The sequence below is a fragment of the Sphingomonas sp. PAMC 26617 genome (assembly GCF_000242835.1).
Lineage (GTDB): Bacteria > Pseudomonadota > Alphaproteobacteria > Sphingomonadales > Sphingomonadaceae > Sphingomonas.
The window spans coordinates 2,990,787-3,003,866 of sequence record NZ_JH594425.1 but is presented as its reverse complement, the minus strand read 5'-3'; the positions used below and the strand labels follow the sequence as shown (position 1 = coordinate 3,003,866).

Sequence of the window (13,080 nt, the reverse complement as noted above, 5' to 3'; positions counted from 1 at the left end):
CGGGGTGACGGAACAGGTCAGGCGGGAGTCCACGCCTCGCCATCGGAGAGAGGCGCGAAGATCTGGTCGATCACGTGGTCGGTCACGCCTTCCGGCGTCGCCGGGTCCCAGCGCGGGGCGTTGTCCTTGTCGACGATCACCGCGCGGACGCCTTCGAGGAAATCATGCCGCTGCACGACGCGCGAGCCGATCGCATATTCCTGCCGCATCTCGTCCTCGAAGGTCGCCATCCTCTTGCCTTCGTGGAGCAGGCGGAGCGAGACCTTCATGGTCTGCGGCGACTTGGTGCGGAGCGTGGCGAGCTGTTGCGTCGCCCATTCCCCGCCATCGGCTTCGAGCGCCGCGTAAATGTCCTCGAGATCGTCGGAGGCGAACAGCCGGTCGATCGCGTCGCGCTGCGCGAGGATCTTAGCGTCGGGCGGTGTCGCGCCGATCGCATCGAGCGTCGCCGCGATCGCCTGCGGGTCCGCGGCGATCCGCGCTTTCGCATCGTCTAGCGTAGCGCTCGAAAGATAGTGCGTCGCTAGGCCAAGCGCGAGGCACTCCGCGCCGTCGAGCCGGTGCCCGGTCAGCGCAAGATACTGCCCGATCCGCCCCGGCAACCGCGACAGATACCAGCCGCCCCCGACGTCGGGGAACAGACCGATTCCGGTCTCCGGCATCGCGAACTTGGTGTTCTCGGTCGCCACGCGGAAATCGCACGGGCAGGCAATGCCGACGCCACCGCCCATCGTGATCCCGTCCATGAACGCGACCGTCGGCTTGGCGTAAGTGAACAGCCGGTGGTTGAGCCGGTACTCGGTATGGAAGAACGCGCGCGCCGCCACGCCATCCGCCGCGCCGCTTTCCGCGAGCATCCGGATGTCGCCGCCAGCGCAGAAGCCCCTGCCCTCGGCGTGGTCGAGCAACACCGCCTCGATCGCGGGGTCGGCACGCCACGCGTCGAGCGCATCGAGCATCGCAACACACATGTCGGTCGTCAGCGCATGAAGCGCCTTTGGGCGGTTGAGCCGGATCCGGCCGACAGGCCCTTCGATCATGGTCAGAACGTCGCTGGTCATGCACGGTCTCTCATCACTGTCTTCGTGTCTTTGTGGCTTCGTGCGCGAAGACTCTTTCTCGCACAAAGCCACAAAGCCACGAAGAGGAAGGGGGCTTCGCTTCGCGGGATTACTGGCGCGTCAGTTCGCGTCCGATGATCATCCGCATCACCTGATTGGTCCCCTCCAAGATCGAATGCACCCTGAGGTCGCGCCAGAAGCGTTCGATCGGGTAATCCATCAGATAGCCGTAGCCACCGTGCAGTTGGAGCGCACGATCGGCGACCAGCGAGCCGGTGTCGGTCGACAGACGCTTCGCCATCGCCGCGAACTTGGTCTTGTCGGGCGCGTTCGCGGTCACCTTCGCCGCCGCCATGTACAGCAGTGCGCGCGCCGCCTCGAGGTCGGTCGCCATATCCGCGAGCATGAACTGGGTGTTCTGGAAATCCGCGATCGCGGTGCCGAACTGCTTGCGATCCTTGGTGTAGCCGATCGATTCATCGAGGCACCGCTGCGCCCCGCCGAGCGAACACGCGCCGATGTTGAGCCGCCCGCCATCGAGCCCCATCATCGCGATGCGGAACCCCTCGCCCTCGCCGCCCACAAGGTTATCCACAGGGATACGCACATCCTCGAACACCACTTGCGCGGTCGGCTGCGAGTGCCAGCCGAGCTTGCGCTCGTTCGCGCCGAAGCTGACGCCGGGCATGTCCTTCTCGATCACCAGGCAGGAAATGCCCTTGGGGCCGTCCTCACCGGTGCGGACCATCGTGACATAGACTTCGTTCTCGCCGCCGCCCGAGATGAACTGCTTGGTGCCGTTGACGACATAATGCTCGCCGTCCCGCACCGCGCGGGTCTTGAGCGCGGCGGCGTCCGAGCCAGAACCCGGCTCGGTCAGGCAATAGCTCGCGATCCGGTCCATCGTGACGAGCGAGGGCAGATACTTGTCCTTGACCGCCTGCCCGCCGAACCGGTCGATCATCCAGCTCGCCATATTGTGGATCGAGATGAACGCCGAGGTCGACGGGCAGCCATAGGCCATCGCTTCCATGATCAGCGCCGCTTCGAGCCGCCCGAGATTGATCCCGCCCGACTCTTCCGAGACGTAGATCGCCGCGAACCCGAGCACCGCCGCCGCCTTGATCGTGTCGCGCGGGAAGATGTGTTTCTCGTCCCACTCCGCCGCGAACGGCGTGATCCGGTCGGCGGTGAAGCGGCGCGCGAGTTCCTGGATCTCGCGCTGATCGCCCGTAAGATCAAATTGGGGGGTGAGGTCGAACTGGTCGGTCATGAAAGGCCTTTTGATATTGGATCGCAGGGCAACGAAAAACTCAGCCCATTGTCGGGATGACGAAGGCATTGGCACCGTCGCCGACCCCGCCATCGGGCCAGCGCTGCGTCACGGTCTTGACCTTGGTCCAGAACTTGACGCCTTCCATGCCGTGCTGGTTGGTATCGCCAAACGCGCTGCGCTTCCACCCACCGAACGTGTGATAGGCGACGGGCACCGGGATCGGCACGTTGATCCCGACCATCCCGACATTGACCCGCGCCGCAAATTCGCGCGCCGCATGGCCGTTGCGCGTGAAGATCGCGACGCCGTTGCCGTACTGATGCTCGCTCGGCAGGCGGACGGCATCCTCGAAGTCGTTCGCGCGGACGATCTGCAGCACCGGGCCGAAGATCTCCTCCTTGTACGATTCCATCGACGTGGTGACATGGTCGAACAGCGACGGGCCGATGAAAAAGCCCTTCTCATGCCCCTGCAGCTCGAACCCACGCCCGTCGACGACCAGTTCCGCGCCTTCGTCCACACCCGTCTGAATCCAGTTCTCGATCCGGCTGCGGTGCGCGGCATTCACGACCGGGCCGTAATGCGCGTCCTTGTCGGTCGACACACCGATGCGCAACGCGGCGATCGCGGGGATGAGCTTCTCGCGCAGCGCGATCGCGGTCTTCTCGCCGACCGGCACCACGACCGGCAGCGCCATGCACCGCTCGCCCGCCGAACCGAACGCCGCGCCCGAAAGGTCGGCAACGACCTGGTCGAGATCCGCATCGGGCATGACGATGCCGTGATTCTTCGCGCCGCCCATCGCCTGGACGCGCTTGCCCGCCGCGACGCCGCGCTTGTAGACATAATGCGCGATGTCGGACGAGCCGACGAAGCTGACCGCGCTGATCGCGGGATGATCGAGGATCGCGTCGACCATTTCCTTGTCGCCGTGGACGACCTGAAGGATGCCCTCGGGCAACCCTGCCTCGCGGAACAGCTCGGCGAGACGGACCGGAACCGACGGGTCACGCTCGGACGGCTTGAGGATGAACGCGTTGCCGGTCGCGATCGCGACGCCCGACATCCACAGCGGGATCATCGCCGGAAAGTTGAACGGGGTGATCCCCGCCCCGATACCGAGCGGCTGGCGCATCGAATAGACGTCGATCCCCGGGCCTGCGCCCTGCGTGAATTCGCCCTTCAGCACATGCGGGATGCCGCAGCAGAACTCGATTACCTCGAGCCCGCGCTGGATATCGCCCTTCGAGTCCGCGATCACCTTGCCGTGTTCGGACGACAGCAGCTCGGCCAATTCGTCCATATGCAGCTCGACCAGCCGCTTGAACTCGAACATCACGCGTGCGCGGCGCTGCGGGTTAGTCGCGGCCCAGCCCGGCTGCGCCTTCTGCGCGGCGGCGATCGCGGTATCGAGGTCGGCCTGTGTGCCGAGCGCGACCGTTGCCTGGACCTGGCCGGTGTTGGGATCGAACACCTCGCCCGTCCGGGTGGCACCGCCGCCGGACAGGCCGACGATATGATGGTCGATATTCCGCATGGCAACTCTCCTATGGTGGGTGCGCTAGACCATTTGCCACGCGCCACTGCAACAGGTGGACACGCAGTCGCGACCTGCATATTTGCAGGTGATGGACTGGAGCGACCTGCCGATTTTCCTGGAAGTCGCGCGCGCTCGCCAGATTGGTCGCGCCGCATCCGCGCTCGGTCTCGACGCGACGACCGTGGGTCGGCGGCTTCGTCGGCTGGAACAGGCACTGGGCCAACGGCTGTTCGAACAGACCCCGACCGGGCAGGCCCTGACCGAGGCCGGGCAGGACTTGCTGAGGCGTGCAAGCGCGATGGAAGCAATCGCCAGCGAGACGCGAACGCCACCCTCGGCCGATCAACATATCGCGGGCACGGTGCGGGTCAGCGTTGCCGAGGGGTTCGGGGCATGGTTCGTCAGCCGGCATCTCGGGAGCCTGGCGGATCGCTACCCGGCCCTCTCGGTCGATCTCGTCGCGACGAGCGGTTTCCTAAACCCAACCAGACGCGAGACCGATGTCGCGGTCCTGCTAGCCCGCCCCCGCCGCGGGCCGCTGCGGACTCGCAAACTGACCGATTACGCGCTGCGGCTTTACGCCTCGGCACAGTATCAGACGACCGAGCAGGCAGTGCTGAGCCGGGACGATCTGCGCACCCGGCGGATGATCGGCTATATTCCAGACATCATCTATGCCCCCGAGCTACGCTATCTCGACGAGATACCGGGTGCCCCCGCCCCGACGCTACGCTCCTCCAGCATCAACGCGCAGGCGCGGATGATCGCGAGTGGCGCCGGGATCGGCGTCCTGCCCCGCTTCATCGGCGACGCGGATCCCGAACTCGTTGCGATCCTCCCGTCGCTTGCGATCACGCGGTCGTTCTGGCTGGTGACGCATCAGGACACGAGCGCGTTTCCGGCGGTCCGCGCGTTTACCGACTGGCTCGTCGCGCTGGTCGCGACCGAGCGAAGCAATTTGATACCCTGAACCGTTTCGCATCGGACCTTTTGCGGGGGCACGTCGTTTCACCCTCACCATTTCTCGAAGCCGAACAGGATCGCTCATGGCCCGCAAGATCTCCAAGTCCTCCACCAAGCCGGAATCGGTAGAGGCGCAGCCGCAGTACAAGGTCGACTATCGCGAGATCCAGCCGTACGAGACGCTCAAGGACCTCCCGCTCGCTCTCGAGGCGAACGCCCGCGCCCAGAGCGTCGCGACGCTCAACCAGGTGCTGGTCGACACGATGACGCTGCGCGATCTGTATAAAAAGCACCACTGGCAGATGTCTGGCGTAACTTTCTACCAGCTGCATCTGTTGCTCGACAAACATTACGAGGAGCAGGCCGCCCTCGTCGACATGATCGCCGAGCGGATCATGGCGCTCGGCGGGATCAGCATCGCGATGGCGCCAGATGTTGCGGAGATGACGCGCATCCCCCGTCCGCCCAAGGGCCGCGAGGACGTACCGACGCAGCTGTCGCGTCTGCTCGAAGCGCATGAAATCATCCTCCGCCAGGCGCGCGAAGGTGCGGAAGCCGCCGACGAAGCGGGCGACGACGGCACCAACGACCTGCTCGTCAGCAACATCATCCGCACGCACGAGCCGCAGGTGTGGTTCCTGGCCGAGCATCTCGCCGCGACCGAGATCATCCGCCCGAACGCCTGATTGGTTTTGACCGTGAAAGTCCCGGGGGTCGCCGATCGGCGATCCTCGGGATTTTTTCATAGGTAGCCGTCCGTATGTCGACCTAGCCAAAGAGATCGATTAGGCTATTTGGCATGGGGACGCCGCTGATCCGGACATATCAGACACGCTCTGGGCCGATGCTGGCGCTTGCGACGGATCACTATATTACCCAGGCGCTCGAGCTTTACGGCGAATATGCGCCCGACGAATGGCAAATGCTGCGCCAGTTGATCCGCCCCGGAATGACCGTCGTCGAAATCGGTGCGAACATGGGCTCGCACAGCGTCGACATCGCGCGCGCCAGCGCGCCCGGCCCGTTCCTGGCGTTCGAGCCGCAGCAACTGCTGTTTCAGATCCTCCGCGCCAACCTTGCGCTCAACGACATCACGAACGCGGTGGCCTATCCGGAGGCGTGTGGCGAAGCCGAAGGCGAGGCGATCGTTCCGCGGGTCGACTATGGCGCGCACGGCAATTTCGGGGGAATTTCGCTGCTCGCCGAGGGCAGCGGCGGGATGAAAGTCCGGGTCCGACCGCTGGATGCGCTGGAATTGCCGGCATGCGGCTTGCTCAAGATCGACGTCGAGGGGTTCGAGCCTGCCGTCCTGCGTGGTGCCGCAGAAACGATCCGACGGTGTCGTCCGGTAATCTACATCGAGAACGACCGGGCCGCGAACCAGCAGACGGTGATCGATGCCATCGCGGGGCACGGCTACGCGCTATACTGGCACCTGCCGCGGCTGTTCTCGCCCGATAATTTCCGGGGTAACCCGCAGGATATCTGGCCCGGGGTCGTATCCGTCAACATGCTCTGCATTCCCGCGGAGGCAAGCGTTCAGGTCGAAGGGCTCACGCAGATCGACCCCAGGGACTGGACCTGCCCGATCGCGCTCAGCCAAGCCTGACCGTACAAAACCACTCGTTCGGTCAATGCGATGGTGAAAGGCCGTCCTTGTGCCGGGCTTCCCGACGACGCTCGAAACGAACGGTCGCGGATGCTGTCACGCGGCGGTCTGGCGGTTCTCGCGCTGCCGCACCATTGCGTTGAGCGCGCCCGCCACCTCCTCGACGACCTGATCCCATCGCCCCCAACCGCGTTGTCGGAACAGCCGCAACGAGGGATACCAGGGCGAATCCTCGCGATGCTGGAGCCAGCGCCAGTCGGGTAGCAACGGTAGCAGCACCCAAGCCGGCCGACCGAGCGCACCCGCGAGATGCACCGGGGAACTGTCGATGGAAATCAGCAGGTCGACCTCGCACAGGATTGCCGCGGTATCCTCGAAATCGCGGATCTCGTTACTCAGGCTGACCACTTTCAGGCCGGGCGGCGGCGAGAGCCCCTGCCCCTCGCTCGGCCCCTTCTGGATCGCAAAGAAAGTGACGCCATCCTGCGCAAGCGGTGCAAAGTGCGCGAGCGTCATCGAACGGTTGGCGTCGTTGAAGTGGGTCGGACGCCCGGCCCAGAGAAACGCAACCTTCACCCCCGAATAGGGCGCCAGGCGCTTGCGCCACGCGACCCTGCGTTCCGGCAAGGCGGCAAGATACGGCATCGTTTCCCCGGGGAGATCGCTCAGCTGCAACCCCATCACATGCGGCAGGCTCATCATTTCGCAATGCACGTCGAAATGCGGCGGGAGTTCACCGCGTAGCGTGATCGCGTCGTGGCCCGCCATCCGTCGCGCGAGCCCAGCGGTTTCGTGGTTGATCTCGAGCACGACGGTCGCCTGACTCCGCACCTTGGCCCACGCAACCATCCGCATGAACTGGAACGTATCACCATAGCCCTGCTCGTCGTGGATCAGCAGCGTCTGCCCCGGGATCGGACGTCCGTCCCATCGAGGGCGCTGGACCTTGCGTTCGATCCGGGTGGTATGCGCAAGGCTGTAGCGATGGCTATACTCGCGCCAGCCCGCGCCGAACTCCCCGAGCAGCAGGAGCGTTTCCGACAGGTCGAACCGCGTCGAAAGGTGCCCGGGCAAAGCACTGACCAGCATTTCCTGAATCGGACGCGCTTCGGCGACCCGCCCCTGCACCCGCAGCGCCTGCGCAAGCAGCGCCCATAGCGCCACTGGCCCGGCACCACTCGACAGCGCCGGTCTGAGCAACGCCTCGGCCTCCGCCCCACGCCCCGCAGTCAGCAGCGGGCGGACTTGCGCCTCGATCACGGGAAGGTCGACGCCGCCGCCGGTCAAGAGGCGACCGGAACGGCGGCGCGCTTGGCGCGTGCTTTGGGTGCGGGTTGCGCGACCGGAACCTCGGCATCGATCCCAAGCGCTGCGGTCAAAGGCGTCAGGTGCCGCGCATACTTTCGCCAGCGACCGACGCTGTCGGCATGGAGCGGCTGTCGTACTTGATTGACACTGGCGGTGCGGACGATCCGCCCGGTCCGGTGGAAGTCCAGGCAGGCAGGATCCCAGTCGAGATCGCAAAATGCGACCAGACGACGGCTTTCGGTTTCGAGATCGCCGACGATGTCCTCATACCGCACCTCGATGAAGCGATCCGCCGGAAGCACCGCGCGCCAGTGTGTCATCAACCGATCGTAGCTGCGATAGAAGAGCCCGAGTTCGGCCAGATCATAGGCGAACAGCTGTTCGCGCGTGAACAGCTTGGAGTAGCAGGACAGGCACGTATCGACCGGGTCGCGGCGGACATGAATGATCCGCGCATCGGGAAGCAGCCGGTGAATCAGCCCGGCGTACAGGAAGTTCGACGGCATCTTGTCGACCATCCGGCGATGACCCTCAACCAGCGGTTCGATCGCGTCGACATACGCGCGGCCGAGCGTTGCCTCGTCGTCCACGCCAAGGCCAGTGGCGCATGTTGGAAACGGCCCCGCCGTCCGCACGACCCCCTGCAACGTCGCGAGTTCGCCCGCGCCGACCACCGCGGAATGCGAGGCGAGGATCTGCTCGACCAGCGTCGTCCCGGATCGCGGAACGCCGACCACGAACACCGGGCGATCGCTGCCTGGCACGTCTGCGGGTGGCCGCTCGAACCGTGCGGGGGGGAAAGCCGCGATGATCTCCGAGATCCACTGATCGGTTGCCGCCGGGTCGTAGGAAAAGGTCGCCCGTTTCTCCCGATTGCCCTGGTCGAGATGCGCAAACCCGCGCTCGGCATCGCCCGCGTCGAGCCACGCCTTGCCCAGCGCGAAGTGCAGCGCGGTCCGATCCGCGTGCGATTCGATCCCGCCGCTTGCGAGCAGCGCTTCCATTGCTGCGATCGCGGGGTCGCCCGCGGCGAAGCGCCGAAGATCGGCAAGATTGAACCACGCGCCGATCGACCGCGGATACTGGTCGAGCACCCGTTCGAACGTCGCAATGGCGGCATCACGGTCGCCCCGCTCCATCAGCGCAACCCCGCGGTTGGTAAGCGCCTTCTCGGGCGCGAACCCGACCGACGTGGCGGCGCGGTCAAACGCAGCAATCGCCGCGCCGATCGCGTTCTGCGCCTGCAGCACTTCGCCGAGGATGTTGTGCGCCTCGCCGCTGTCCGGCGCCGCCGCGACCGCGCGTCGCGCGTCCGTCAACGCCTCGTCGAGCCGGCCGAGATGCCGCAGCGCCGTCGCGCGAACGCCGAGTCCGCCGACGTGCAACGGTGCGTAGCTCAGCAGCGCGTCCACCCACCGCAATGCCTCGGCCGGACGATCGCGCCCGACCTCGACTGCGGCGGCGTTGATATAGGCGTCCGACAAGCGCGGATTGGTATCGATCGCGCGGCGGGCGAGCGCCAGCGCTTCGTCGGGCTGCCCGAGGTCGTTGAGCAGGTTCGACAAATTGCTCATCGCCTCCGCATAGGCGGGCGAAAGCCGCAGCGCCGCCTCATACTGCCCGCGCGCCTGCTTTAGTCGCCCGAGGCGCTTCAGCGTGTTGCCGAGATTGTTATGCGCCTCCGGATAGTCCGGCTGGAGCGCCAGCACGCGCTCGAGACACGACAGGCTTTCCTCGAGTTTGCCGGATTCCTGCAGGATGATGCCGAGATTGTTCCACCCCGCGACCATCGCCGGGTCCATCGTAACCCCGCGCCGCGCGGCGTCCTCGGCCTCGGGGAGCAAACCCTTCTGCCGGCACATTTCTGCAAGGTTGCTCAGATAGGTCGCGTGGACCCGCGGAGCCTGGCACGCGCGACGAAGGTGGTCGATCGCGATGTCGAGATTGCCGTACGCATGCGCCATCAGCCCCATCAGATGCAGCGCATCCGACTGCCCCGGCCACAACGCCAGAACATGCTGGCACAGCCGCTCGGCCTGGTCCGCCTGGCCCGCGTTCCAGTGCGCGCTGGCCTGCCCCAGCGCCTGTTCGATCGTCATGCCGTTTGGTTGGGGCGAGATCATGCCGCATCATATCGCATTTGATCGTCCATCGGGAGGATAAACATTACGGTACCGTAGTGAAATATGGCGTCAGAAATTCACGGTCATCTTGACCGTGCCCGAATGGCTTCGGAAGTCGCGCCGCAGATCGCCGTCATATTGGACCGCGATCCGGAAGCGATCGCTCGACTGGAATGGCAGCCCCACGCCGACCGCCGCGCCATCCGCTGCGCCGCGCGCGGCGGTGCTGGTGAACGCGACACCGCCGAGCACCGCGGTGAGCGGGATCGGGCCGTTGTTGTAGGTGTGCAACCAGCCGACCTTGACCGTCGGGGCGGAGCGCCCGGACGCGCTTTCGAAAATCCCCGCGCCCTGGAAACCGATCTCATGGCTGAGCGCATCGACGTCGAGCTTCGCGACCGACAGATTGGCCGATCCCGCCCCGGTCTCGCGATACGGGGCATTGTGGAGATGGACTTCACGCAGGCTCGCATAAGGCGTGACCGATGTCGTGGTCGACAGCGGGATGGTATAGCTGGCGCGCAGGTTGCCGAGATATTGCTGGCCATCGTAAGCCGCCCGCGCGGTCGCGCCGAGGAAATCGATCCGGCGGCGCTGCCTGTAGTGGTTATACCCGAAGCCGATCTGGCCATCGATCGCAAACCCGGCGGTGTCGAGATCACCCGCTGCCATGTGAAATATCCGGTCGCCTGGAAGCTGTCGAGATCGGTCCTGCTCCCGGCAATCGCCCCCCGGCCGTCGGCAGAACTGTTCACCCAGCTGATCGCGGCACCCGCGGCAAGGTTCGGCGCGGCAATGACGTCGGCGCCGACCATCACGCCATAGCTGCTCGCATGATAGGGCGACGCCGCCGACGCAGCGTCGCGCTTCGCCGCACTGACGAGGACCTGCCCCCACACTGCGCCCCGCTGCCCCTGCGACCCGGCGGCGAGTCCGCGCTCCTCGCGCCCGGTCGCATTCGCCGCGATCACGTCCTGATGCTGGATGATCGCATTGACGGCGGGCGACACCGCCACCGCGATCACCTGTGGCGTCAGTTGCGTCGGCGCGAGCTGGATGATCCCGCGCTCCTGTTGCTCCGGCGCCAGTTGCGACAATGGCAACAGCACGTCGGTGATGACCGGCGTCGCTGCAGGGCCGCCCGCGTCCGCGATCGCGTCGAGCGCCGCTCCCGTCCCGACCCCCGGACCGCCCGCCTGGCGGCCGGTCCCGGTGAAGGTCGTCGGTGGCGGCGTGATCGTGCCGACGGGCTCGCTCAGCGTCAGCACCAGCCCGTTCGCGCCGCCGCTGGCGATCGACGAGAATGTGCCGGTGAGCCCCGTCACCGAAGACGCGAGGTTGCTGAAGGTGAGCGCACCATTCGCCTTCACCACCGTATAGGCCTGTCCTGCGCTGATCGCACTGGTGCCGAGCTTCACGAGCGTGACGTTGGTACCGGTCAGGCTCGCCGAACCGGAGACCAGCAACTGGCCATAGGCCGCGCTCGAGGTGACGCCGACAAGCAGCTTTCCGCCGGTCTGGCTGTAATTGCCGGTAACCGCGACCGGCGCGTTGATCGCCAGCGCCCCGCCCGCGACGCGCACCGTGCGCCCGCCGACGTTGACCGCGTCGTTGAGCGCCAGATTGCCGTTCAGCAGCAGGTCGCCGCCGGTATTGGTGATCGTCGCCTGGGTTCCCGCGGCGAAACCCGTCAGCGTCCCGAACACCGTCCCGCTGCCCCCCGCGATCGTGAGATCCGCGGCGGCATCGCTGGCGATGTTGCCCGCGATCACGCCCGTATTGGCGATCGGACCGATCAGCCCGAGGTTGCGAATCGCGGCGATCGTCCCGCTCAGCGTCCCGCTGTTGTCCAGACTGCCAAGCGTTCCACCCGCCGCGATATACACAGGATAGTCCGCCGAGAGCGTTCCGGTGTTCGAAAGGCTGCCGAGGCTACCGCCGACATAGTCGTTGAGCGCGGTAACGACGAGGTTCGTACCGCTTGCGCCCGCCCTGAGCGCAAGACCCGCGACCGCCCCGGTCGTTACGGTAACCCCGGTATAGTTCGATCCTGTGCCGCCCTGGACGAGCGTACCCGCCACCGAACCCGCAAGATACGTTGCGGTTGCCGCAAAGCTGGTCGAAACGGTGCCGCCGGTCAGGCTCGCCGCATCGCTTACCACGAGCCGAGTCCCGCTCTCCAGCGCGAGTGCGCCGCCGGTCTGACTGTACCCGCCGGTAATGCTCGCGCTACTCGCGAGCCGGAGCACCGCGCCGGTGTTCGACACGACCTGCCCGGTCGCGACGATATCGTCGTCGAGCAGCACATTGCCCGCCGTAAAGACGATTGGGGCGGCGGTGCTGGTGATCGTCCCCCTGGCACCGCCGTTCCCCGTCAGCGTCCCGAAGACCGTGCCCGCCCCGCCTGCGATGCTCAGTCCCTGCGCCGACGCATTGACGATATTGCCCGCGATCAGCCCGCTGTTGCTGATCTGCCCGAGCGTGCCGGCGGTATAGATCGCGGCAATCGATCCGCTCAACGTGCCGCTGTTGCTCAAGCTGCCGAGGCTGCCGGTCGACGCGACATAGACGGGATAGGCCTGCGACAGACTTCCGCTGTTCGACAGGCTTCCCAGCGAGGCACCGACATAATCGTTGAGCGCGCTTACCACGAGGTTGGTACCGTCGGCACCGGCGTTGAGCGCGAGCCCGGGAGTGGCGCCGGTCGTGACGGAGACCCCGGTATAGGTCGACCCGGCGCCGCCCTGCACCAGTGTATCGACTCCGGAGCCTGCGATATAGTTGGCGGCGATCGGTACTGCTGCGGAGATCGTGCCGCCCGTGATGCTGGCGCTGCCGCTGACAACCAGCGAGGCGCCGCTGCCGAGCACGATGGCTCCCTCGCGCTGGCGGAACTGACCGGTGATCGCGACGGTGCGCGCCAGCGCCAGCGTCCCGCCGGCGTTCACGACGGTATTCGTGCCGACATTGATCGCATCGTCGAGCGAGATCGTCCCGGCAAGAACGACCGCGCCGAGCGTGCTGCTGATCGTTCCCTGGCTCCCCCGCGTAAAGCCGGTCAGCGTTCCACCGGTGATGCTGAGCGCCTGCGCCGAAAGGTTCTCGATGTTCCCCGCGATCACGCCGGAATTGGTGATCGCGCCGAGCGTGCCTTCGTTGCGGATCGCCGCGATCGATCCGGCGAGCGTCCCGCTGTTGCT

Annotated in this window: 9 protein-coding genes and 1 pseudogene; 3 read left to right on the top strand and 7 right to left on the bottom strand. The window is 66.0% G+C overall.

What is annotated here, in order from left to right; all coding sequences use genetic code 11:
• Window positions 1–17 precede the first annotated feature (17 nt).
• The 3 genes from RH91_RS13160 to RH91_RS13150 form a co-directional block, all read right to left on the bottom strand.
• Window positions 18–1,061 carry an enoyl-CoA hydratase/isomerase family protein gene (locus tag RH91_RS13160; protein WP_010163282.1) on the bottom strand — a complete coding sequence of 348 codons (1,044 nt, stop codon included), beginning with the start codon at window positions 1,059–1,061 and terminating at the stop codon, window positions 18–20.
• Between the two features lie 109 nt (window positions 1,062–1,170).
• Window positions 1,171–2,334: an acyl-CoA dehydrogenase family protein gene (locus RH91_RS13155; protein WP_010163281.1), complete on the bottom strand. Its 1,164-nt coding sequence runs from the start codon at window positions 2,332–2,334 to the stop codon at window positions 1,171–1,173.
• Between the two features lie 40 nt (window positions 2,335–2,374).
• Window positions 2,375–3,874 (bottom strand): CoA-acylating methylmalonate-semialdehyde dehydrogenase, encoded by a 1,500-nt coding sequence (locus tag RH91_RS13150; RefSeq protein ID WP_010163280.1) that lies wholly within the window; start codon window positions 3,872–3,874, stop codon window positions 2,375–2,377.
• A 91-nt stretch (window positions 3,875–3,965) separates the two neighbouring features.
• On the opposite strand from RH91_RS13150, the gene RH91_RS13145 reads away from it, so the two are divergent.
• From RH91_RS13145 to RH91_RS13135, 3 genes are all read left to right on the top strand, one after another.
• On the top strand, window positions 3,966–4,847 hold the full coding sequence (locus tag RH91_RS13145) for a LysR family transcriptional regulator (RefSeq protein ID WP_010163279.1): 882 nt from the start codon (window positions 3,966–3,968) through the stop codon (window positions 4,845–4,847).
• Window positions 4,848–4,923: 76 nt separating this feature from the next.
• Window positions 4,924–5,526, top strand: a complete 603-nt coding sequence (locus RH91_RS13140) for a Dps family protein (RefSeq protein WP_010163277.1) — start codon at window positions 4,924–4,926, stop codon at window positions 5,524–5,526.
• A gap of 113 nt (window positions 5,527–5,639) precedes the next feature.
• A complete protein-coding gene (locus RH91_RS13135; protein ID WP_010163274.1) occupies window positions 5,640–6,449 on the top strand; it encodes an FkbM family methyltransferase in 810 nt (269 codons plus the stop codon).
• Window positions 6,450–6,545: 96 nt separating this feature from the next.
• On the opposite strand, the gene RH91_RS13130 is transcribed toward RH91_RS13135, so the two are convergent.
• From RH91_RS13130 to RH91_RS23610, 4 genes and pseudogenes are all read right to left on the bottom strand, one after another.
• Window positions 6,546–7,736, bottom strand: coding sequence for a hypothetical protein (locus RH91_RS13130; protein ID WP_010163273.1), 1,191 nt, complete (start codon window positions 7,734–7,736; stop codon window positions 6,546–6,548).
• A complete protein-coding gene (locus RH91_RS13125) occupies window positions 7,733–9,880 on the bottom strand; it encodes a sulfotransferase (RefSeq protein ID WP_029623845.1) in 2,148 nt (715 codons plus the stop codon). Before RH91_RS13125 ends, RH91_RS13130 begins: the two co-directional genes overlap by 4 nt.
• Window positions 9,881–9,949: 69 nt before the next feature.
• Window positions 9,950–10,552: an autotransporter domain-containing protein gene (locus tag RH91_RS23615; protein ID WP_010163271.1), complete on the bottom strand. Its 603-nt coding sequence runs from the start codon at window positions 10,550–10,552 to the stop codon at window positions 9,950–9,952.
• A gap of 5 nt (window positions 10,553–10,557) precedes the next feature.
• Window positions 10,558–11,463 (bottom strand): annotated as a pseudogene (locus RH91_RS23610) (autotransporter outer membrane beta-barrel domain-containing protein); the annotation flags it as partial.
• Window positions 11,464–13,080 lie beyond the last annotated feature (1,617 nt).

Excerpts from the sequence above, each read along its gene's own strand:
- RH91_RS13160 (WP_010163282.1), bottom strand. The coding sequence starts at position 1,061 with ATGACCAGCGACGTTCTGACCATGATCGAAGGGCCTGTCGGCCGGATC.
- RH91_RS13155 (WP_010163281.1), bottom strand. The coding sequence starts at position 2,334 with ATGACCGACCAGTTCGACCTCACCCCCCAATTTGATCTTACGGGCGAT.
- RH91_RS13150 (WP_010163280.1), bottom strand. The coding sequence starts at position 3,874 with ATGCGGAATATCGACCATCATATCGTCGGCCTGTCCGGCGGCGGTGCC.
- RH91_RS13145 (WP_010163279.1), top strand. The coding sequence starts at position 3,966 with ATGGACTGGAGCGACCTGCCGATTTTCCTGGAAGTCGCGCGCGCTCGC.
- RH91_RS13140 (WP_010163277.1), top strand. The coding sequence starts at position 4,924 with ATGGCCCGCAAGATCTCCAAGTCCTCCACCAAGCCGGAATCGGTAGAG.
- RH91_RS13135 (WP_010163274.1), top strand. The coding sequence starts at position 5,640 with ATGGGGACGCCGCTGATCCGGACATATCAGACACGCTCTGGGCCGATG.
- RH91_RS13125 (WP_029623845.1), bottom strand. The coding sequence starts at position 9,880 with ATGATCTCGCCCCAACCAAACGGCATGACGATCGAACAGGCGCTGGGG.
- RH91_RS23615 (WP_010163271.1), bottom strand. The coding sequence starts at position 10,552 with ATGGCAGCGGGTGATCTCGACACCGCCGGGTTTGCGATCGATGGCCAG.